Source organism: Streptomyces sp. NPDC019396, from assembly GCF_040632375.1.
Classification (GTDB): domain Bacteria; phylum Actinomycetota; class Actinomycetes; order Streptomycetales; family Streptomycetaceae; genus Streptomyces.
This window is the reverse complement of record NZ_JBEYBS010000014.1, coordinates 37,312-57,029: the sequence shown is the minus strand read 5'-3', so window position 1 is coordinate 57,029 and position 19,718 is coordinate 37,312. Positions and strand designations below refer to the sequence as shown.

Sequence of the window (19,718 nt, the reverse complement as noted above, 5' to 3'; positions counted from 1 at the left end):
CACGCAACGGGCACGGAAGTGCACGCGGAACATGCAGTGCAAGGGCAAGGACGTCAACGTCCTTGCCCTTGCACTGCATGAATGGGCTACTTCATTGCTTAATCGTTGTAAATGTTGTACGTCGTGCCTGGATGCTGGCATCCATTTCCGTTGGTGACGCAGGCGGTTATCTCGATCCAGGTGTTTTCCGGAAGGTTGTAGAAGCTACCGTCAGAGGCCTTGGAGTAGCTGCACTTGCCGTCATTCTTGGAATCGCTGAAGTCCATCAGGTAACGATTGCTCGAAGTGGTGACCCAGACCAACGCTCGCATACCATCAGTCTTGATGTCACAGACCTTGAACTGATCACCGTTCTCCTCGAAGTACACCTTGGCTCCCTTACCGCTGCTGTAGTAAGGGCCCCAATCCCAATCAAGAGCTGCTGCGGGACTGATGGTCAGTGCCCCTGAAGCAAGGACCATCGCGGCTACAGGAAGAGCACGGCCGAGCACTGTTTTGACGTTCAAGTCAGAGTCCAATCTGTTTCTGATGTCAGGGCGACAGTGGAAGAGGCATACGGAAGATTGCAGCGGGAGGACAGCGCTCGGGGCACCGGGGGCCCACTGCCTCCTGGGGTGGGGCGAGTTGATCAAGGTAGCCGACACTACCTTGACGCGACGGGCCCCCGGGAAGGTTGCATCCCGGCGTCAAAATCGTGTCCGGCACCCGAGGATGACAAGACCCGTGGCTGTGATCACTACGCGATTCTACGAACCGGGGGTCGGTGGAGCGGCTTTGGGCGGGAGCTGCCGTGGGGCGAGAGGTCGGGTGCCCGTAAGCTTCCCGCGAATCGGGCAGTCTCTTGACCTGCCCGCAATAGCCGATGTGCCCACCGATCTTCGAGGCTCGCCCCATGGTGGCTGCCTAAAGCCGAGGGCGACCGCCACAGCCACATAGGAGTTCACCCCCATCAAGCCCTCGCCTATCGGCGTGCGGCCGACGGCCGGGCCAGAGCGGGGCGAAAACAGGAGCGCGGCCCGAGTCGCCGGGCCGCGCGACGCCGCGCTGTGCGCGGCGGATGCGCCTTGATCGAGTAGAGAAACTCTTACCGCGCCGCCTGGTTGGCGGCTGTGGCTCGCGCAGCGCGGAACTCGTCCAAGAGCTCGAAGAACATGTCCAGAGACTGGAGGCCCGCTGCTTCAGCTGCCTGTTCGATCTCGACGGCCCAGCCGAGTGCGCTTGAGTACTGCATGCCGAGCCGAGACCAGAGCCACTCGCTGAATGGCCCGAAGTGATCGAAGTCCTTTACCACCGGAACTCCGTGGATCTCGCAGGCGACGCTGTACCCGTACAGGATCGACTGGAGGTGCAAGACGGAACGGCCTCGCACGTACATGCTTGGCCGGAGGCGAATGTCGTCGAGGAAGTCGTGTACACCGCCCAGCTCGTGCAGCGGCCTTGGCTCGGGGAGTCTGGCATTGCTGGTCACGCCGATGCCTCCAACGGCTGTCGGCCGTCGTGGCTCCTGACGTGAGGCCCTGCCCCGTCCAGCGCATCGAGCAGGCGTACCGCGTAGACCTCGGACATCCGATCGGCGACTTCTTCGGGCGTGAGCCATGCGACTGTCGTCGACTCGTCGGAGGTGCGCTCGGTGCCCCGGAGCGCTTGCAGCGGAAGTCCAGGGCCACGATGCCTCGCGTCGTGTTCTTGTAAACCCCGCTGAGCTGGTCGACCTTGACGCGGAGGCCGGTCTCTTCCCAGACCTCGCGGGCCACCCCGTCCTCCGGTGTCTCGGAGAGCTCCAGGACTCCGCCCGGCAGCTCCCAACTTCCGTTGTCGGCCCGGCGGATCGCGAGTAGCCGGCCGTCCTCGCGCATGACCGCCCCCCCATGGACGCGGAGTGCAGTGGCGTTGACTTGTGCTGCGGAAAACCGTACACGAGACGCTTAAGCAGGTCTAGACAACAAAGAAGCCCCGGGCCGCTGGCCTGGGGCTTTCTCGTGGAGCGGGTGACGAGAATCAACCCGCGCTCTGAGCTTGGGAATCACCGGGCCGTCACGGAGGGTGTTGACGCTTACCAGCGCAGACGGCCTCTGGTGATTGATTGCGAGGCGTCGCGCTTGACTGCTCTTGACCGCTGGGATCCGCTCTTTCTGGCATGTGGCACGGGCTTCCATCCGTTCTGACGGGTCGCGTCACCGACCCCGCACCCGACAACACTGTCACCCGAATGGCCCAACATGACGTGCCACCCATATGGGTGAAGATCAAGCTGGCTAGTGCCCCAACCGAGGCAATCTGTGAAAGGCGAACCAAATGCGCATTCGACGAATCCTCGCCGCAGTCTTCGCCACGGCAGCCCTCGCCGGACTCGGCCTCACAGGCGCTGCCACCGCCACCGCCACCCCGGCCAGCGTCACCCCGGGTGAGTGCACGGACGGCGGCGGAACGATCGATCGGTCGACGCCCGTGCTCCCGACCTGCAGAGGTGGTATGTACGACGGGCAGACGGTCGACTAAACCCCACTAGGGCCCGTTGTGAAAGTGGATCGGCGCCCCGCAGCCACGCGTTGCGGGGCGCTCCCTCGCGAGCGTTCCCCCTCGGCTGACGGCTCGACGTACCTGGGAGGCGTGACGATCGCACACGGGGCCGACCGGGCCCAGCCACCGCGGGCTGCCGTCCACCGCTCGGGTGTGCTCGCTACAGCCGCGCGGCCGGCGTAGCCGGGCCGCGCGCAACGCCGCGCTGTGCGCGGCGGATGCGCCTTGATCGAGTAGGGAAACTCTTCCCGCGCGGTGGTTGGCGGCTGTGGCTCGGGCAGCGCGGAACTCGCCCAGAAGATCGAAGAACGCGTCCAGGGGCTCAACGCCCGCTGCGTCAGCTGCTCGTTCGATCTCGACGGCTCAGCCGAGCGAGCTCGAGTACTGCATACCGAGCCGGAGGCTGTCGGCCGTCGTGGCTCCTGACAAGAGATCCTGAGCCGTCAAGCGAATCGAGCAGACATACCGCGTAGACCTCGGTCATCCGCTCGTTGACTTCTTCGGGCGTGAGCCATGCGACTGCCGTCGACTCGTCGGAGGTGCGCTCGGTGCCCCCGGAGGGCTTGCCGCGCAAGAGGCGGCAGTCCGCTTGGACCGGCCACTGCAGCGCGGCGTGATGCAGTGGATCTCCGCCACCTTCAGGCACGGATGTGGCACGCGACGCCTAGTACTCCAGCTGCAGTACGTGATGATCCGTGGGACAGAGTGGGGGCATGACTACGTACGAGACGATGCCGTTCCACCTTGAGACCGAGCGGCTGATACTGCGGCCGTGGGCCGAGTCGGACGCCGCTGAGTTCTGCGCCCTCCTTTCCGAACGCGGCAAGGGGACCCCCACGGTTGAGCACATCCGGACGTCCATCGCGGAGCTGCTGACCGCGACGGCGACTACGGGGATCGCCCTGTTGCCCATTCAGCGCCGTGACGAGGGGGACTTCATCGGCTACTGCGGGTTGATCATCGGCCGCTCCACCCTGGAGGAGCCTGAAATCGCGTATGAGCTGTTCCAGCGCGCGCATGGGCGTGGCTACGCCACCGAGGCGGCCAGGGCGGTGCTCGACGCCGCTATCGCGACCGGGCGGAAGCGGCTCTGGTCGACCGTCGGCGCATGGAACACACCGTCGCTCCGTGTCCTTGAGAAGCTCGGGTTCGAGCGGGATCACGTGTCCACGGAAGACAACGGTGAAGTGGTCTGGCTCACACGCTCGTTGCCGTGATGCGAGAGCACGCTCCCGGGGCTTCATGCTCGAGTGCGCTCCGGCGGAGCGCCAGGCATGCCGAGATCGGTACTCCAGGTGCAGATCGTGATCTTCATGTCTGGGCTGCGGCTTGTCGACGGTAATGGCTGGTGCGTGATCGCTCCTGATGGCGGCGCCGCCAGCCGGACCAGCCGAGTCGGTGGGCCATGTCGTGGAGAGGCCGGACGACGACCGTGATGAACAGGCGCTGGATCTCGTTGCAGGACAGCGGGACCAGGTCGGCCGGCCCGGGATGGCGGGCGTGTTCGTCGGCACGGACGACCGCGAGGAAGGCGTGGGCGAGCATGGCCAGGGTGACCCAGCGGGTCCAGGACGAGTAGCGGCGGACCTGGTGCTCATGAGTCCCGCCAGCCCCTTCTCGGTCTGGAAGGTCTCTTCCACTCGCCATCGTGAGCCGGCGACCTTGACCAGGGCGGACAGGGGCACCGGCTCGGTGGAATGACAGCGGTAGTAGGCGAGTTCGCCGGTGGACCGGTTGCGTCGAATGAGCAGGTGCCGGTGGCTGCCGGTGCCGACGTGGATCCAAGCCCAGTCGTAGTACCGCGGGCCCTTCGCGCCGTTGCCGGCACTGTGCCTCTGCCAGGCCGTGGCAGGCAGACGGCCGACGATGGTGTCCGCGCGGACGGCAGTGCGGCCGTGGTTGATCCTCACCCGCATTGAGCAGGCGACGGCCATCACGTAGCCGGTGCCGCGTGCCTCGAGCGCGCCGCGGAGCTGGGGGTCCTGGCCGTAGGCCTCGTCGCCGGTCACCCAGGAAGTGGTGATGCCGGCGTCCAGAGCGGCGGCGATCATCTCTCCGGCCAGGCGGGGCTTGGTGGCGAACTGGATGTCCTCGGAGATCCCGGCCGCGTGACGGCGTTCGGGGTCGGAGCACCAGGAGTACTCGGGCAGGTAGAGCCGACGGTCGATCAGGGCCCGTCCCAGGCGGGTTGCGTAGGCGAGGAACACGCCGACCTGGGTGTTCTCGATGCGTCGATCGAGCCCAGTCCGAAGAGGTCACGCAGGAGGCATGATCGACCTGTGGCGGCGCGCCCCCCGCTACGACCCGAGCAAGGCCAGCGTCCCCGCCTTGGCCACCATGATCGCTCACCGCCGGGCCGTGGACCGGGTCCGCGCTGCCGACCGGACCGTCTCCGCCCTACCGTGCGTTCAGCACGGCCGCGACGACCTTGCCCGCCGGCCCGCTGCCGTAGCCGCCGGACTGGACGACCGAGCCGGCGGCCAGGTCGTCCGCGTAGCCGGTGAACCAGCTGTTGGAGTCGCTCTGCCCGTCGACCTCGGCCGACCCGGTCTTGGCTCCCTTGTCGCCGCTGACCGCGGACATCGCCTTGGCGGCGGTGCCGTCGGTCGCGGCGGCGCCCATCACGCTGCGCAGGGTGGCGGCCATGTTCCCGGGCAGCGGCTGGGCGGTGGTCAGCTCGCCCTTGATCATCTCCCTGGGCACGATCACCGGCTGGCGGAACGCGCCGTTTTTCACGGTCGCCGAGAGGGAGGCGATGCTGAGGGCGTTCATGGTGACCTTGCCCTGGCCGATGTAGGAGGCGGCCGTCTCGGGGCCCCTCGAGACCGGGATGCGGGCGTCGGTGGAGCCGATCCCGATGGACCACACCCCGCCCAGGCCGAAGTACTTGCGCGCCGTCTGGCTCAGGGCGATGTCCTCCACGCCCTTGGCGTTCAGCGGGCCCAGCGCCTTCATGAAGAAGGTGTTGCAGGAGCGGCGGAAGCTGTCCCGGAAGGTGCCGTTCGCGATGGAGAAGTGCTTGTTGTTGTGGAAGGTCCGGCCCGACCAGGTCACCTCCTTCGGACACTCGACCGGGGAGGTCGGTCCGCCGACCAGGCCGTGCTCGAGCATCATCGCCGCGGTCACGACCTTCATCGTGGAGCCGGGGGCCTGCGCCCCCTCCAGCGCCACGTTGAACCCGCCGGCCGGGCTGTTGGCGACTGCGCTGATCTCGCCGGTGCTGGGCCGGACGGCGACCACCGAGGCCCGGTCGTACTTCTTCACCGCCTGCTCGGCGGCGGCCTGTACATCGGCGTCCAGCGTCGTCTGGAGCTTCCTCGTCTTTCCCTTGGCGAGGGTGAGCAGCGTCCGCTTCGGCGCGTCCGCGTCGGCCGGCTCGATCCAGGTCTCGACGCCGGGCTCGCCCGCGGCCCCGTCCGCGTACCGGGTACGCAGGGTGTCCAGCACGGGGGCCAGTGACGGGTACTTCTCGGCGGTCAGCTCCCGGCCCTCGCGGTCCACCGCCTGGATCGTCTTCGCCTCACCGGTCCGCAGGGTCGCGCCCTCGTTCAGCTTCGGGTGCAGCACCGTCGGCCGCCAGTCCACCAGCGCCCGCCCACTGCTCTGGCCCCGCACCACGGTCAGCTCCGAGGTGTACGCCAGCTCCTTCTCGTGCCCCTTAAAGCTGATGGTCGCCGTCACCGTGTACGGCACCGTGGCGCCGCTCGCCGCGCCCGGCGTGACCACGGCGTTCTCCACATGTCCGGTCTCCCGGAAGCCGCGCAGCGCCTCCTCGGCCGCTGCCGGGTCGTCGGTCAGCGTCCCCGCCGCGTCCACGTCCCCGCGGGCCCACGCCGCCAGGAAGTCCCGCGATGTCCGCTCGACCTCCTTGGCGGTAACCTCCCCGGGCCCGGACGAGTTCAGCGGCGCGGCGTCCGCGCCACCGAGGCCCGCACCATCCGAGTCCCCACCTAGCATCTCGTAGCCCGCGAACCCCACCCCGCCCGCCACCAGGACGAACACGCCGCCGACGAAGGCGGTCTTCACTCCGCTGCGCATGGCGCAGTCCCTCCCCAAGAGCCCCGTACGCACGAGCATGTTCACCTGAACATGGTCAAGACATAGATACGTATGCACTCTAGGGGCCATATGTCGCCCCTGAGCCGCCAGAACCGATCGTTACCCGACCGGAACGCGCACCGAATCGTGCCTTATGCGGACTCAAGCCGCGAAGCGACCGTCCGTGCACGTAGTCCCGCATCCGGCGGCGGGGATCGACGCGGCCGAAGTGGTGCCCGATGGTGGTGAAGAGGTGGTCCAGGTTTCGGTCCCAGGCTCGGCCTGATCGGTGATCATGGCCCGTGGCTTCCCCGACCCGGGGTGTTCATGTCGTCGTGGGCACTCCTTCGAGGGTCGGCGGGCAGGACCCGTCCGTGACGGGTCCTGCCCGCTACACTCCCACCGCCCGACGTTTCCCCAGGTCAAACTACGAAGTGCTGCTGGAGTACTAGGCGCGTCTGGACAACAAAGAAGCCCCGGGCCGCTGGCCTGGGGCTTTCTCGTGGAGCGGGTGACGAGAATCGAACTCGCGCTCTGAGCTTGGGAAGCTCATGTTCTACCATTAAACTACACCCGCGAAACGGGCCGATCGATCAGCTCCGCATCGTTGCACACTGTACCCCATAGGGGCCCCACGGTGCATGGAGCCGTGGGGCTTTCGTGTGGGAGCAGGTGACGGAGGGCGTACCTTCGGGTAGTCGGGCGGGGTGGCGCGGCGTCTGGAGTGGTGTCCTGTTGATCCCTTAATGTGGCTGTCTCGTCCGCGTGTTGGGGAAGGGACTTGATGGACCCGATGGACTCGATCGAGCGCACCGTCGTCCGATGTGCCGATGGGCATGTGTTCACCACCTCGTCGTTTCCGATGCAGCAGCTCGGTGACGGCCGGATCGGGCCCGGGCGGCTGATCCGGTGTCCTCGGTGTGCCCGGCTGCGGCACGCGGTGCCGGTCGGGCGCGAGCGGGGCGGGCCGGTGGTTGTGGTGGAGCAGCGTCAGGGCCGGTGAGGCGGTGGCGAGGGGAGCGCGCGGCGGGCGCCCGGTTGGGGTGGGGCCGTGCGCTCTGCGTATCCTCGGGGGGTGCTTCTCTCAGACAAGGACATCCGGGCCGAGATCGACGCCGGACGGGTGCGTATCGACCCGTACGACGAATCGATGGTGCAGCCCTCGAGCATCGATGTGCGGCTCGACCGCTATTTCCGGGTGTTCGAGAACCACCGCTATCCGCACATCGACCCCGCGGTCGAGCAGGCGGATCTGACGCGGCTGGTGGAGCCGGAGGGGGACGAGGCGTTCATCCTGCACCCCGGTGAGTTCGTGCTGGCGTCGACGTACGAGGTCGTCACGCTGCCGGACGACCTGGCATCCCGGCTCGAGGGCAAGAGCTCTCTCGGGCGGCTCGGTCTGGTCACGCATTCGACGGCGGGTTTCATCGACCCTGGTTTCTCCGGGCACGTCACGCTGGAGCTGTCGAATCTGGCCACGCTGCCCATCAAGCTGTGGCCGGGGATGAAGATCGGTCAGCTGTGCATGTTCCGGCTGAGCTCGCCCGCGGAGCACCCCTACGGTTCCGAGAAGTACGGGTCCCGCTATCAGGGACAGCGGGGGCCGACGGCTTCCCGGTCGTTTGTGAACTTCCATCGGACGCAGGTGTGACGGGCGTGACGCAGATACGGGAAAACCTGACGTACGAGAAGTTCGGCGGCGCGATTCGCGAGCTGGCGCAGGCGATCGCGGACGACGGCTACGAGCCGGACGTCGTGCTCTCCATCGCCCGTGGCGGCGTGTTCGTCGCCGGGGGTCTGGCGTACGCCCTGGACTGCAAGAACATCCACCTGGTGAACGTCGAGTTCTACACCGGCGTGGGGACCACGCTCGAGATGCCCGTGATGCTGGCTCCGGTGCCGAACGCGATTGATTTCTCGAACAAGAAGGTCCTGATCGCGGACGACGTCGCCGACACCGGCAAGACGCTCAAGCTCGTGCACGACTTCTGTCTCGAGCATGTCGCCGAGGTGCGTTCCGCCGTCATCTACGAGAAGCCGCACAGCCTGGTGAAGTGCGAGTACGTCTGGAAGCGCACCGACGACTGGATCAACTTTCCGTGGAGCGCCGAGCCCCCCGTGGTGCAGCGTGAGGGTCAGGTACTCGACGCCTGACCGCGAGACGCAGAAGACGCGAGAAGAGGCCCCCGCCCGAAGGCGGGGGCCTCTTCTTCGGGCCGTGTCAGATCGTGCCGAGCTTGATGATGGACAGCAGCGCGATCAGCTGGATCGCCGACGCGCCGAGCGCCTTCGGCCAGGGCAGATCATGGGACTTGCTCACCATCGACGTGAACAACGCTCCCGCCGCGAGCCAGGTCGCCCAGCCCACCACCTGGACCAGCGAGTTGTCGCCGCCCAGGAACATGGCGAAGACCAGTCGGGGGGCGTCCGTCAGGGACATGATCAGCATGGAGAGGCCGACCGTCGGCTGCCAGGCGCCGTCGCCGCCGAGCTGGCGGGCCAGGGTGTGAGTGACGGCGCCCAGGATCAGGCTGCCGATGACGAAGGCCACGCCGGTGATGAGCACCGAGGTGAGCGCGGTTGTGAACGGTGCCTTGATGGCCTCGTCACGGGTCTGGTCGAAGCCGAAGATCGCGAGCAGCCCGTAGAGGAAGGTGATCGTGAGCGCCGGGCCCCAGACCGGGTAGTCCCGCATCTGGAGGAAGGTCTGGCCGGGGCGCAGCACGATGCCGCTGAGCAGTTCCTTCCAGTGCAGGCGCGGGCCCGCGGGGACGGAGGCGGAGCCGGCGTGGTACGTGGCGGCGTCTCCGTAGGGGTCCTCGTTGATGCTGAAGGCTCTGGTGTGGCCGGGGTTGTTGGCGTACGGGTCACCGGCCGGGTGGTGGTCGCCGCCGAAGTACTCCGGCTCGCCGTGTGGGGCCCGCGCCTGCTGGTGGCCGCCGGAGTGGCCGCCAGGGTGGCCGCCGCTCGGGGGCCACTGCTGCTGCGGGGGGTACGAGGGCGCGGCCTGGCCACCGCCGTACTGGCCCTGCGAGGGGCCATACGGCGGCGGGGGCGCCTGTTGCGGTTGCTGCGGAGGGCGGTTGTTGCCCCGGCCGCGTCCGATCCTGAATCCAGCCACGTATTCGAACGTACCTGTTCCCGTGAGGTCCGGTGTCCCCAGTCCCGGAACGCGGGTGCCTTTGCTGCGGAGCTGTGACATCCCCTACGTGATGTCCCCGAGCATCCCTAAGGCCCGCACAGGGCTCAGGGGAGGAGCGCCCGGAGGAAGATCGCTGGAGGAGGACCGCTCAGAGAAAGACCGCCGTGCTGAACGTGACCGAGGGGTGGGAGCCGTCTCCGGTCGCCGGGTAGAACGCGATCACGTCGGCGCTCTCGCCCCGGTGGGTGCGCGTCACCACATCGGGCCGCTTGTCGCCGTCGAAGTCCGCGTAACGCAGCAGGTCCGTCGTGGTGGATGACTCACCGGCCGGCAGCGCGGGCGCCGGTGGGATGCGTACGGCCTTGAAGGTGTACGACCCCCCGGGAGCGCCCGGGCCGTCCGGCCCGCCCAGCAGCAGCTTGCCCTTGGCCGCCTCCGCGCCCGGGGCCAGCGAGCGGGTGGAGTGGACGAGGTCGTCGTAGCCGTCGCCGTTCGCGTCCGGCCTGGGGGAGGGCGCGGCCAGTACGGGGCCTCCGCCCGGGATCGGCTTCGCAGCGGCGCGCGGTGCGCCCGTACGGGTGAACGGGCCGCGCAGGAAGCTCACCTGGCCCGCCGTCGCGGTGACGGCGAGGTCCTCGGTGCCGTCGCCGTCGAAGTCGCCGCAGACGGGGTGGTCGGGCCATTCGTTGCCGTATCGCGCCTGCCCGGGGATCTTGAGCACGACGGCCTTGCCACCGAGGCCCGTGGGGCCCCCGAAGAGCAGTTGGAGGGGGACGGGCGGGCGTCCGACGCCGTTGTACGGGGGGTCGGTTGCCACGATGAGATCGCTGAAGCCGTCCTGGTCGAGGTCGCATGCCGCCGCGGCGTCGAAGGCCGAGGGCAGCACGCCCGCGACCTTGGCGCCGTTGGCCTGCGGGGTGAGGAGCTGGTGCACGGCGGGGCCCGGGGCGCCCGTGGCGGTGCCGTAGACGATCCCGAGGCCGGCGTCGTCGTCATGGCCGCTGCCCGGGGCCTTGACCAGGTCGTTGAGGATCAGGTCGCGGTGGCCGTCGCCGTTGAAGTCCTCCGGGACCCGGCTTCCGTCGCCGCGCGGTACGGGCGCCGCGCTGCCGGCGAGTACGGAGGTGCTGGGGGTGGCTGCGGACGGCGACGGTGTGGCGGCGGGGTGGGGTACCAGCCCGCAACCCGCGAGCAGCGCGCCCGCGAGCAGCGCACCCGCACCCGTCAGGGTGGTGTTGCGGATTCGGCGCACCACGACTCCGTCTTCTTCTCGTTCGTCCCTGGGAAACCAGCCGCATCATCATGCTCCCACCAGGGGCTTTCGCCAATGGGTGGGCGGTGGGTGATGGGTCACGCGTGGAGGATTTGCACATTTGTGCGGAATTTCGATGGTGTCTGTTACATGTTCGAGGGAAGCGCTACATATGGGGTGCTTAGCGTCGGGGTGGTCAGCTGTTCCGACGCAGGAGTTCCTTTCCCATGCACGTCACCCGACGTACGTTCCGTAACGCCGTCAACACCGCCGTCGCCGCGGGAGCCGTGATGGCCCTGGCCATTCCGGCCGGGGCGGCCTTCGCCGAGGCGGGCGCCGGGTCCGGTATCGAATCCGGCCCGGACGAGGGGCGCACCACGACCGGTGAGGGCAGGGCGGCCAAACTCGCCGACGGGTCCGTCGCCCGCGTCTACAGGCTGGGCCCGAACCACCAGCGCGCCGACATCCGGGACGGGCGGACCGGAGTGGGCACCCTCGAAAGCGCGGGAGCCCCGGCGCTCGGGCGGTATCACCAGCTGCGGGTCATGCTGCTGCCCGACGGCAACGTCGTGTCCTGGCTCGAGCGCGGGGACAAGCCCGGCACCGCGCGTACGAGTGCCTCTGCCGGGGTCGTCATGCCCGACGGGCGCGCCGTGAGGCTGATCGAGGGCGACAAGCCCCGCGCCGAGGTCTCGTCGGACACCGGCCGCTCGCTGGGCACCCTGACGCCCGAGTCCTCCACCGCCCGCTACGGCGGCTGGACGTACAAGCTCGTCACCGACCAGGGGGACACGCGCGAGCCGCTGCTCGTGGTCGTCGACGGCAGGAGCGGCGGCAAGGGCTGGGTGTTCGACTTCCACGGCGAGCTCATCCAGACGTATCGCACCCGGTGACGACGTACCGCACCTGATCACACGATCACCCGGAAACCGCGAAAGCGGATGACCGGGAAACCGTCAAAGCGGATGACCGGGAAACCGTCAAAGCGGATGACCGGGAAACCGTCAAAGCGGATGACCGGGAAACCGTGAAAACGGAAGCGGCCGGTCCTGCCCCCGAGGCAGGTCCGGCCGCTTCCGTGCTACGGAACAAACGACGCCGTGGTCACTTCACCGGTTCCGGCTCGGGCGAGTTCTCCGTCTCCGCCTCGCCCGCCGGGTCGACCGGCGTCCTGACGGAATCGAGGAGCAGCTGCGCCACGTCCACGACCTGGAGGCTCTCCTTGGCCTTGCCGTCGTTCTTCTTGCCGTTCACGGAGTCCGTGAGCATGACCAGGCAGAACGGGCAGGCGGTGGACACGATGTCCGGGTTCAGCGACAGCGCCTCGTCCACCCGCTCGGTGTTGATGCGCTTGCCGATCCGCTCCTCCATCCACATGCGGGCACCACCGGCGCCACAGCAGAAGCCGCGCTCCTTGTGGCGGTGCATCTCCTCGTTCCGCAGGCCCGGCACCTTGGCGATGATCTCGCGCGGCGGGGTGTAGACCTTGTTGTGGCGGCCCAGGTAGCAGGGGTCGTGGTACGTGATCAGACCCTCGACCGGCGTCACCGGGATCAGCTTGCCCTCGTCGATGAGGTGCTGGAGCAGCTGGGTGTGGTGGATGACCTCGTACTCGCCGCCGAGCTGCGGGTACTCGTTCGCGATGGTGTTGAAGCAGTGCGGGCAGGTCGCGACGATCTTCTTCGCCGACTTCGGCTTCCTGGTCGACTCGTCCTCGTCGTCCTCGCCGAACGCCATGTTCAGCATCGCGACGTTCTCCGCGCCGAGCTGCTGGAACAGGAACTCGTTGCCGAGGCGACGCGGCGAGTCACCGGTGCACTTCTCCTCGCCGCCCATGATCGCGAACTTGACGCCCGCGATGTGCAGCAGCTCCGCGAAGGCCTTGGTGGTCTTCTTGGCGCGGTCCTCCAGCGCACCGGCACAGCCGACCCAGTACAGGTAGTCGACCTCGGTGAGGTCCTCGACGTCCCTGCCGACCACCGGGACCTCGAAGTCGACCTCCTTGGTCCACTCGATGCGCTGCTTCTTGGCCAGGCCCCAGGGGTTGCCCTTCTTCTCCAGGTTCTTGAGCATCGTGCCCGCCTCGGACGGGAACGCGGACTCGATCATCACCTGGTAGCGGCGCATGTCGACGATGTGGTCGATGTGCTCGATGTCGACCGGGCACTGCTCCACGCACGCACCGCAGGTGGTGCAGGACCACAGCACGTCCGGGTCGATGACGCCGTTCTCCTCGGCGGTGCCGATCAGCGGGCGCTCGGCCTCGGCGAGGGCCGCGGCCGGGACGTCCTTGAGCTGCTCCTCGGTGGCCTTCTCCTCGCCCTCCATGGTCTTGCCGCCGCCCGCGAGCAGATACGGGGCCTTGGCGTGCGCGTGGTCGCGCAGCGACATGATGAGCAGCTTCGGGGAGAGCGGCTTGCCGGTGTTCCACGCGGGGCACTGCGACTGGCAGCGACCGCACTCGGTGCAGGTCGAGAAGTCGAGGATGCCCTTCCAGGAGAACTGCTCCACCTGGCTGACGCCGAAGACGTCGTCCTCGCCCGGGTCCTCGAAGTCGATCGGCTTGCCGGCGGAGGTCATCGGCAGCAGTGCGCCGAGCGAGGTCTCACCGGTCGCGTTGCGCTTGAACCAGATGTTCGGGAAGCCGAGGAAGCGGTGCCAGGCCACGCCCATGTCGGTCTTGAGGGAGACCGTGATCATCCAGATGAAGGAGGTCGCGATCTTCAGGCCCGCGAAGAAGTAGGTGAGGTTCTGGAGCGTGGAGACGTCCATGCCCTCCAGCCACGACACCACCGGGTAGGAGATGAAGAACGAGGCCTCGTAGCCCTCCACGTGGTGCTGGGCGCCCTCCAGGGCGTGCAGCATGAAGATGCAGACGCCGACGATGAGGATGACGGTCTCGACGAAGTACGCCTGGCCGAAGTTGGAGCCGGCGAAGCGGGACTTGCGCCCCGGCTTGTCCGGCCTGCTCAGCTGGCGGATCACGATCAGCACGAGGATGCCGAGCACCGTCATCGTGCCCATGAACTCGACGTAGACGTTGTACGGCGCCCAGTCGCCGATGACCGGCAGGATCCAGTCGGCCTGGAAGAGCTGGCCGATGGCGTTGACGATCGTCAGCAGCAGAGTGAGGAAGCCCACCGCCACGAACCAGTGCGCGACACCGACGATGCCCCAGCGGTTCATCCGGGTGTGTCCGACGAACTCCCGGACCAGGGTGACGGTGCGCTGGTACGGGTTGTCGGTGCGGGCGCCCGCTGGCACGTTCTGGCCGAGCCGCAGGAAGTTGTAGATCTTGATGATGGCGCGGCCGAACAGGGCCACGCCTACCACGATCAGAACCAGCGACACGATGATCGCGGCGAGTTGCATGTGGGGCTCCTCGGGCCTGCGAGGTGGGGAATCCGGCGCTTACCAGACGCTGATTGCCTACTAAGCGGTAACTTAATTAGTCCGTGCTGAGACTACCCAGATATTCCGCCGCACTGTAGTTGCGCAAGCGGTGATCTGCGTCGCTCAGGTCACCCTGAGTACGTAGGGGCGGGGCGCCGCTGTGAGCGCCGCCTGACCCGCCGCCGTCCGGAGCGCGCCGGGCCGCGGTGGCGCATCCCGCCGGGGGTGCGCAGCAGGATGGCCAGGTCGAGTCCCATCCCATGGTGCTCCACATAGTGCTGGTCGAGGAGTGCGGCCTCGTACCAGGGCATGGTGGAGTGCCGGGCGAGCTGTGCGAGTCCCGTCAGGCCCGGTTTGACCGTCTGCCGCCAGGGCGCCGCCGCGCGCGGGTGGTCGGGCGCCAGTGCGGCCGGGCCGACCAGGGACAGTTCGCCGCGCACGACGTGCGGCAGCCGGGACAGCAGGTCGAGCCGGAAGCGGCGGGTGCGCAGGGAGCGGATGACGATGCGTCGCCCGTGCAGTCCTGCTCTGGTCTCGTGTACGTACGCACCTCCGGGGCGCCGCAGCAGCACCGCGGAGCAGGCGGCGGCGACCAGCAGGGGTGCGGTGATGACCAGCAGCGCGGTGCCGGCGAGCAGGTCGAGAAGTCGCTTGGGCTGCACCGGGTGCAGGGCTCTCACCGGGGTCTCACCTGACTCCCCTGTCCGTTCTGTCATCATTTCGGGTGCTTCGGCGAGAACCATGACACGGTGATGGTGGAGGTGTGCGCAGGCCGCGCCGGAGCAGGCGCGGGAGGTCTCGGCGCGCACCATAGTTGAGTCATGGCGACTCAGGTCTGTTGACTCGCTGGGGCGGGTGGTGCATCCTTGAGTGAGTTGCACTCAAGTCCTATGGAGGAATCGAAATGGCACGTGCGGTCGGCATCGACCTGGGCACGACTAACTCCGTCGTCAGCGTTCTGGAGGGCGGCGAGCCCACCGTCATCACCAACGCCGAGGGTGCCAGGACCACGCCGTCCGTCGTCGCCTTCGCCAAGAACGGTGAGGTGCTGGTCGGCGAGGTCGCCAAGCGTCAGGCGGTCACCAACGTGGACCGGACCATCAGGTCCGTGAAGCGCCACATGGGTACGGACTGGAAGATCGAGCTCGACGGGAAGAACTTCAACCCGCAGCAGATCTCCGCGTTCATCCTGCAGAAGCTGAAGCGTGACGCCGAGTCCTACCTGGGCGAGAAGGTCACCGACGCGGTGATCACCGTCCCGGCGTACTTCAACGACTCCGAGCGCCAGGCCACCAAGGAGGCCGGTGAGATCGCGGGCCTCAACGTCCTGCGCATCGTCAACGAGCCGACGGCCGCCGCTCTCGCCTACGGCCTCGACAAGGACGACCAGACCATCCTGGTCTTCGACCTCGGTGGCGGTACCTTCGACGTCTCGCTGCTGGAGATCGGCGACGGTGTCGTCGAGGTGAAGGCCACCAACGGTGACAACCACCTCGGTGGTGACGACTGGGACCAGCGCGTCGTCGACTACCTGGTGAAGCAGTTCGCCAACGGCCACGGCGTCGACCTGTCCAAGGACAAGATGGCGCTCCAGCGTCTGCGCGAGGCCGCCGAGAAGGCGAAGATCGAGCTCTCGTCCTCGACCGAGACGACGATCAACCTGCCCTACATCACGGCGTCCGCCGAGGGCCCGCTGCACCTGGACGAGAGGCTCACGCGCGCCCAGTTCCAGCAGCTCACGGCCGACCTGCTGGACCGCTGCAAGACCCCGTTCCACAACGTGATCAAGGACGCGGGCATCCAGCTCTCCGAGATCGACCACGTGGTCCTCGTCGGTGGTTCGACCCGTATGCCCGCCGTCGCCGAGCTCGTCAAGGAGCTGACCGGCGGCAAGGAGGCCAACAAGGGTGTGAACCCGGACGAGGTCGTGGCCATCGGTGCCACCCTCCAGGCCGGTGTGCTCAAGGGTGAGGTCAAGGACGTCCTGCTCCTCGACGTGACTCCGCTGTCCCTCGGTATCGAGACCAAGGGCGGCATCATGACCAAGCTGATCGAGCGCAACACCACGATCCCGACCAAGCGCTCCGAGATCTTCACGACGGCCGAGGACAACCAGCCGTCCGTGCAGATCCAGGTCTACCAGGGCGAGCGCGAGATCGCCGCGTACAACAAGAAGCTCGGCATGTTCGAGCTGACCGGCCTCCCGCCGGCCCCGCGCGGTGTCCCGCAGATCGAGGTGTCCTTCGACATCGACGCCAACGGCATCATGCACGTGACCGCGAAGGACCTCGGCACGGGCAAGGAGCAGAAGATGACCGTCACCGGCGGCTCTTCGCTCGCCAAGGACGAGGTCGACCGGATGCGCCAGGAGGCCGAGCAGTACGCGGAGGAGGACCACCGCCGCCGCGAGGCCGCCGAGACCCGCAACCAGGCCGAGCAGCTCGTCTACCAGACCGAGAAGTTCCTCAAGGACAACGAGGAGAAGGTCCCGGGCGAGATCAAGACCGAGGTCGAGACGGCGGTGACCGAGCTCAAGGAGAAGCTCAAGGGCGAGGACACCGCGGAGATCCGTACCGCCACCGAGAAGGTCGCGGCGGTCTCGCAGAAGCTCGGCCAGGCCATGTACGCGGACGCGCAGGCCGCGGGCGGTGCCGGCGAAGCCGGTGCCGGGCAGGCCAAGGCCGATGAGGCCGACGACGTGGTCGACGCCGAGATCGTCGACGACGAGAAGGACCAGAAGGGCGGCGCTGCCTGATGTCGGAGGAGACCCCGGGCTTCGAGGAGAAGCCTGACGTCCCCTCCGGCGCCACACCCGAAGACGCGGCGCAGGCCGCCTCCCCCTCTGCGGAGGAGGGGGCGGCCCCGGCCGGGGACACAGCACAGAACAGCACCGCCCAGGCGGGTCTGACGGCCCAGCTGGACCAGGTCCGTACCGCGCTCAACGAGCGCACCCTGGACCTCCAGCGGATCCAGGCCGAGTACCAGAACTACCGCCGCCGGGTGGAGCGGGACCGGATCACGGTCAAGGAGATCGCCGTCGCGCAGCTCCTGACCGAGCTCCTGCCCGTCCTCGACGACATCGGTCGTGCCCGTGACCACGGCGAGCTGGTCGGCGGCTTCAAGTCGGTGGCCGAATCGCTGGAGACGGTCGCCGCCAAGATGGGGCTCCAGCAGTTCGGCAAGGAGGGCGAGCCCTTCGACCCGACGGTCCACGAGGCCCTGATGCACTCCTACGCACCGGATGTCACCGAGACGACCTGTGTGGCGATCCTTCAGCCGGGTTACCGGATCGGGGAGCGGACCATCCGTCCCGCGCGGGTCGCGGTGGCCGAGCCCCAGCCGGGTGCGACGCCCGCGGGGCAGAAGGAGGAGCAGGCTCCGGCCGACGAGGAGAGCGGTGGCCCGGACGAGGGCTGACGCGACCACCGCTCACGAGCAGGGACAGGTCCGGAAGGAGGGACGTCGATGAGCACGAAGGACTTCGTGGAGAAGGACTACTACAAGGTTCTCGGCGTCCCCAAGGACGCCACCGATGCCGAGATCAAGAAGGCGTACCGCAAGCTCGCCCGCGAGTTCCACCCGGACGCCAACAAGGGTGACGCCAAGGCCGAGGAGCGCTTCAAGGAGATCTCCGAGGCGAATGACGTGCTCGGCGACGCCAAGCGGCGCAAGGAGTACGACGAGGCCCGCGCCCTCTTCGGCAACGGTGGCTTCCGGGCCGGTGGCCCCGGTGCCGGCGGCACCTTCAACTTCGACCTGAGCGACCTCTTCGGGGGCGCCCAGGGCGGAGGGGGCGGTGCCGCGGGCGGCTTCGGCGGCGGTGGCGGCGGGCTCGGCGATGTCTTCGGCGGGCTGTTCAACCGCGGTCCGGGCGCGGGTACGCGTACCCAGCCCCGCCGCGGCCAGGACATCGAGTCCGAGGTGACGCTCAGCTTCACCGAGGCGGTGGACGGGGCCACGGTCCCGCTGCGGATGTCCAGCCAGCAGCCCTGCAAGGCGTGTTCGGGCACCGGCGACAAGAACGGCACACCGCGGGTGTGCCCGACCTGCGTCGGCACCGGACAGGTGTCCCGCGGCGGCAGCGGCTCGTTCTCGCTGACCGACCCCTGCATGGACTGCAAGGGCCGCGGCCTCATCGCCGAGAACCCGTGCGAGGTCTGCCACGGCAGCGGCCGTGCCAAGTCCTCGCGCACCATGCAGGTCCGTATCCCGGCGGGGGTCTCCGACGGACAGCGGATCCGGTTGCGCGGCAAGGGCACCCCGGGCGAGCGCGGCGGACCGGCCGGTGATCTCTATGTCGTGGTCCATGTCGACACACACCCGGTGTTCGGTCGCAAGGGCGACAACCTCACCGTCACCGTGCCGGTCACCTTCACGGAGGCGGCCCTCGGCGGCGAGGTGAAGGTCCCGACCCTCGGCGGCCCCCCGGTCACGCTGAAACTGCCCGCCGGTACTCCCAACGGCCGTACGATGCGGGCCCGCGGCAAGGGCGCCGTCCGCAAGGACGGCACCCGCGGCGACCTGCTGGTCACCGTGGAGGTCGCCGTCCCGAAGGAGCTCGGCGACGAGGCGCGGGAGGCGCTGGAGGCCTACCGGAAGGCGACTGAGGACACGGATCCGCGGGCAGAACTGTTCCAGGCTGCGAAGGGAGCGTGACCTCATGGAGAGGGAAGGCCGACGCCGTAATCCATACCAGCTGACGGACGAGACACCGGTGTACGTCATCTCGGTGGCGGCCCAGCTCTCCGGCCTGCACCCGCAGACCCTTCGGCAGTACGACCGCCTCGGCCTGGTCTCCCCGGACCGTACCGCCGGCCGGGGCAGGCGCTACTCGGCCCGTGACATCGAACTGCTCCGCCAGGTGCAGGCGCTGTCCCAGGACGAGGGCATCAACCTCGCCGGCATCAAGCGCATCATCGAGCTGGAGCACCAGGTCGCCGCGCTCCAGGCCCGCGTCGCCGAGTTGTCAGCGGCGGTCGAGGGAGCGGCGGCGGCGATGCAGCAGCGCGAGGCGCAGGTGCACGCGTCGTACCGGCGCGATCTGGTGCCGTACCAGGATGTGCAGCAGGCCAGTGCGCTGGTGGTGTGGCGGCCGAAGCAGCCGAGGCGGGACACCTGACGGGCGCCTGAAAGGGTGGCCTGAGGTCATGCGGTAGGGGCTGGGGGGTGATCCCCCCAGCCCCTACGCGCTGGTCGGTGCTGGTGCATGACGGGGGCGAACCGCTCGGCCGGGGAGCGCCGCAGGCCGATGACGTGGGGGATCGCCGGCGTTGATCCACACCGGTGCGCCGTGTGGCGGATGTGCCCGAGCTGCTCGACGTCCGACGTGACGGCCCGGCCGGTCCGTGGCAGCTGCCGGGCCGGTCGGGCTGA

At 68.2% G+C, this 19,718-nt stretch carries 17 protein-coding genes, 1 tRNA gene and 4 pseudogenes; 11 read left to right on the top strand and 11 right to left on the bottom strand.

Going from position 1 to position 19,718, the window contains the following annotated elements; translation table 11 throughout:
* Positions 1-98: 98 nt before the first annotated feature.
* The 3 genes and pseudogenes from ABZ532_RS18005 to ABZ532_RS17995 all read right to left on the bottom strand — a co-directional run bounded on the left by ABZ532_RS18005 (position 99) and on the right by ABZ532_RS17995 (position 1,870).
* Positions 99-506, bottom strand: a complete 408-nt coding sequence (locus ABZ532_RS18005) for a hypothetical protein (RefSeq protein WP_361283866.1) — start codon at positions 504-506, stop codon at positions 99-101.
* Between the two features lie 578 nt (positions 507-1,084).
* Entirely contained in the window at positions 1,085-1,468 is a 384-nt protein-coding gene (locus ABZ532_RS18000) for a hypothetical protein (RefSeq protein WP_361283863.1), read from the bottom strand.
* A pseudogene (locus ABZ532_RS17995) lies at positions 1,465-1,870 on the bottom strand (NUDIX domain-containing protein). The gene ABZ532_RS18000 and the pseudogene ABZ532_RS17995 overlap by 4 nt, the downstream one beginning before the upstream one ends.
* Before the next feature lie 425 nt (positions 1,871-2,295).
* Here ABZ532_RS17995 and ABZ532_RS17990 point away from each other — a divergent pair.
* Positions 2,296-2,499 (top strand): hypothetical protein, encoded by a 204-nt coding sequence (locus tag ABZ532_RS17990; protein WP_361283860.1) that lies wholly within the window; start codon positions 2,296-2,298, stop codon positions 2,497-2,499.
* A 358-nt stretch (positions 2,500-2,857) separates the two neighbouring features.
* Here ABZ532_RS17990 and ABZ532_RS17985 read toward each other — a convergent pair.
* A pseudogene (locus tag ABZ532_RS17985) lies at positions 2,858-3,085 on the bottom strand (hypothetical protein); the annotation flags it as partial.
* 148 nt (positions 3,086-3,233) lie between these two features.
* Between ABZ532_RS17985 and ABZ532_RS17980 the strand changes: the two are divergent.
* On the top strand, positions 3,234-3,737 hold the full coding sequence (locus tag ABZ532_RS17980) for a GNAT family N-acetyltransferase (RefSeq protein ID WP_361283857.1): 504 nt from the start codon (positions 3,234-3,236) through the stop codon (positions 3,735-3,737).
* 94 nt (positions 3,738-3,831) lie between these two features.
* Here the strand turns inward: ABZ532_RS17980 and ABZ532_RS17975 are convergent.
* Positions 3,832-4,751 (bottom strand): annotated as a pseudogene (locus ABZ532_RS17975) (IS701 family transposase); the annotation flags it as partial.
* Here ABZ532_RS17975 and ABZ532_RS17970 point away from each other — a divergent pair.
* Positions 4,747-4,851, top strand: a pseudogene (locus tag ABZ532_RS17970) (hypothetical protein); the annotation flags it as partial. The pseudogenes ABZ532_RS17975 and ABZ532_RS17970 overlap by 5 nt on opposite strands.
* A gap of 66 nt (positions 4,852-4,917) precedes the next feature.
* Here the strand turns inward: ABZ532_RS17970 and ABZ532_RS17965 are convergent.
* A complete protein-coding gene (locus ABZ532_RS17965; RefSeq protein WP_361283854.1) occupies positions 4,918-6,558 on the bottom strand; it encodes a penicillin-binding transpeptidase domain-containing protein in 1,641 nt (546 codons plus the stop codon).
* Positions 6,559-7,061: 503 nt separating this feature from the next.
* Positions 7,062-7,135: transfer RNA gene (locus ABZ532_RS17960), tRNA-Gly, on the bottom strand.
* Between the two features lie 216 nt (positions 7,136-7,351).
* Between ABZ532_RS17960 and ABZ532_RS17955 the strand changes: the two genes are divergently transcribed.
* From ABZ532_RS17955 to ABZ532_RS17945, 3 genes are all read left to right on the top strand, one after another.
* Complete coding sequence (locus ABZ532_RS17955; protein ID WP_361284228.1) at positions 7,352-7,561, top strand: hypothetical protein; 210 nt, start codon at positions 7,352-7,354, stop codon at positions 7,559-7,561.
* Between the two features lie 72 nt (positions 7,562-7,633).
* Positions 7,634-8,209 (top strand): dCTP deaminase, encoded by a 576-nt coding sequence (gene dcd / locus ABZ532_RS17950; RefSeq protein WP_361283851.1) that lies wholly within the window; start codon positions 7,634-7,636, stop codon positions 8,207-8,209.
* 5 nt (positions 8,210-8,214) lie between these two features.
* Positions 8,215-8,712 carry a phosphoribosyltransferase gene (locus ABZ532_RS17945; RefSeq protein ID WP_361283848.1) on the top strand — a complete coding sequence of 166 codons (498 nt, stop codon included), beginning with the start codon at positions 8,215-8,217 and terminating at the stop codon, positions 8,710-8,712.
* Positions 8,713-8,779: 67 nt separating this feature from the next.
* Here ABZ532_RS17945 and ABZ532_RS17940 read toward each other — a convergent pair whose 3' ends face one another.
* Together ABZ532_RS17940 and ABZ532_RS17935 are read right to left on the bottom strand one after the other, a co-directional pair.
* Positions 8,780-9,679 (bottom strand): Yip1 family protein, encoded by a 900-nt coding sequence (locus tag ABZ532_RS17940; protein ID WP_361283845.1) that lies wholly within the window; start codon positions 9,677-9,679, stop codon positions 8,780-8,782.
* Positions 9,680-9,848: 169 nt separating this feature from the next.
* The gene (locus ABZ532_RS17935) at positions 9,849-10,955 is read right to left on the bottom strand and encodes a VCBS repeat-containing protein (RefSeq protein WP_361283842.1); all 1,107 of its coding nucleotides are present in this window, start codon (positions 10,953-10,955) and stop codon (positions 9,849-9,851) included.
* Positions 10,956-11,179: 224 nt separating this feature from the next.
* Here ABZ532_RS17935 and ABZ532_RS17930 point away from each other — a divergent pair, with 224 nt between their 5' ends.
* Positions 11,180-11,845, top strand: a complete 666-nt coding sequence (locus ABZ532_RS17930) for a hypothetical protein (RefSeq protein ID WP_361283839.1) — start codon at positions 11,180-11,182, stop codon at positions 11,843-11,845.
* Between the two features lie 211 nt (positions 11,846-12,056).
* Here the strand turns inward: ABZ532_RS17930 and ABZ532_RS17925 are convergent, their stop codons facing one another.
* Together ABZ532_RS17925 and ABZ532_RS17920 are read right to left on the bottom strand one after the other, a co-directional pair.
* Positions 12,057-14,324 (bottom strand): (Fe-S)-binding protein, encoded by a 2,268-nt coding sequence (locus tag ABZ532_RS17925; protein ID WP_361283836.1) that lies wholly within the window; start codon positions 14,322-14,324, stop codon positions 12,057-12,059.
* A 149-nt stretch (positions 14,325-14,473) separates the two neighbouring features.
* Positions 14,474-15,025 carry a sugar transferase gene (locus tag ABZ532_RS17920; protein ID WP_361283833.1) on the bottom strand — a complete coding sequence of 184 codons (552 nt, stop codon included), beginning with the start codon at positions 15,023-15,025 and terminating at the stop codon, positions 14,474-14,476.
* 224 nt (positions 15,026-15,249) lie between these two features.
* On the opposite strand from ABZ532_RS17920, the gene dnaK reads away from it, so the two are divergent.
* From dnaK to ABZ532_RS17900, 4 genes are read left to right on the top strand one after another with little or no spacing between them, the layout of a single operon-like run.
* Entirely contained in the window at positions 15,250-17,100 is a 1,851-nt protein-coding gene (dnaK, locus tag ABZ532_RS17915) for a molecular chaperone DnaK (protein ID WP_361283830.1), read from the top strand.
* Positions 17,100-17,762, top strand: coding sequence for a nucleotide exchange factor GrpE (gene grpE, locus ABZ532_RS17910; RefSeq protein WP_361283827.1), 663 nt, complete (start codon positions 17,100-17,102; stop codon positions 17,760-17,762). Before dnaK ends, grpE begins: the two co-directional genes overlap by 1 nt.
* A 48-nt stretch (positions 17,763-17,810) precedes the next feature.
* Positions 17,811-19,001, top strand: coding sequence for a molecular chaperone DnaJ (gene dnaJ, locus ABZ532_RS17905; protein ID WP_361283824.1), 1,191 nt, complete (start codon positions 17,811-17,813; stop codon positions 18,999-19,001).
* 4 nt (positions 19,002-19,005) lie between these two features.
* The gene (locus ABZ532_RS17900) at positions 19,006-19,464 is read left to right on the top strand and encodes a helix-turn-helix transcriptional regulator (RefSeq protein WP_361283821.1); all 459 of its coding nucleotides are present in this window, start codon (positions 19,006-19,008) and stop codon (positions 19,462-19,464) included.
* The last annotated feature ends 254 nt before the right edge of the window (positions 19,465-19,718 follow it).

Bases quoted from the DNA above. Each gene is read 5' to 3' on its own strand.
- ABZ532_RS17965 (WP_361283854.1), bottom strand. From the start codon at position 6,558: ATGCGCAGCGGAGTGAAGACCGCCTTCGTCGGCGGCGTGTTCGTCCTG.
- ABZ532_RS17955 (WP_361284228.1), top strand. From the start codon at position 7,352: ATGGACTCGATCGAGCGCACCGTCGTCCGATGTGCCGATGGGCATGTG.
- grpE (WP_361283827.1), top strand. From the start codon at position 17,100: ATGTCGGAGGAGACCCCGGGCTTCGAGGAGAAGCCTGACGTCCCCTCC.
- ABZ532_RS17925 (WP_361283836.1), bottom strand. From the start codon at position 14,324: ATGCAACTCGCCGCGATCATCGTGTCGCTGGTTCTGATCGTGGTAGGC.
- dnaJ (WP_361283824.1), top strand. From the start codon at position 17,811: ATGAGCACGAAGGACTTCGTGGAGAAGGACTACTACAAGGTTCTCGGC.
- ABZ532_RS17900 (WP_361283821.1), top strand. From the start codon at position 19,006: ATGGAGAGGGAAGGCCGACGCCGTAATCCATACCAGCTGACGGACGAG.
- ABZ532_RS17980 (WP_361283857.1), top strand. From the start codon at position 3,234: ATGACTACGTACGAGACGATGCCGTTCCACCTTGAGACCGAGCGGCTG.
- dnaK (WP_361283830.1), top strand. From the start codon at position 15,250: ATGGCACGTGCGGTCGGCATCGACCTGGGCACGACTAACTCCGTCGTC.
- ABZ532_RS17990 (WP_361283860.1), top strand. From the start codon at position 2,296: ATGCGCATTCGACGAATCCTCGCCGCAGTCTTCGCCACGGCAGCCCTC.
- ABZ532_RS17930 (WP_361283839.1), top strand. From the start codon at position 11,180: ATGCACGTCACCCGACGTACGTTCCGTAACGCCGTCAACACCGCCGTC.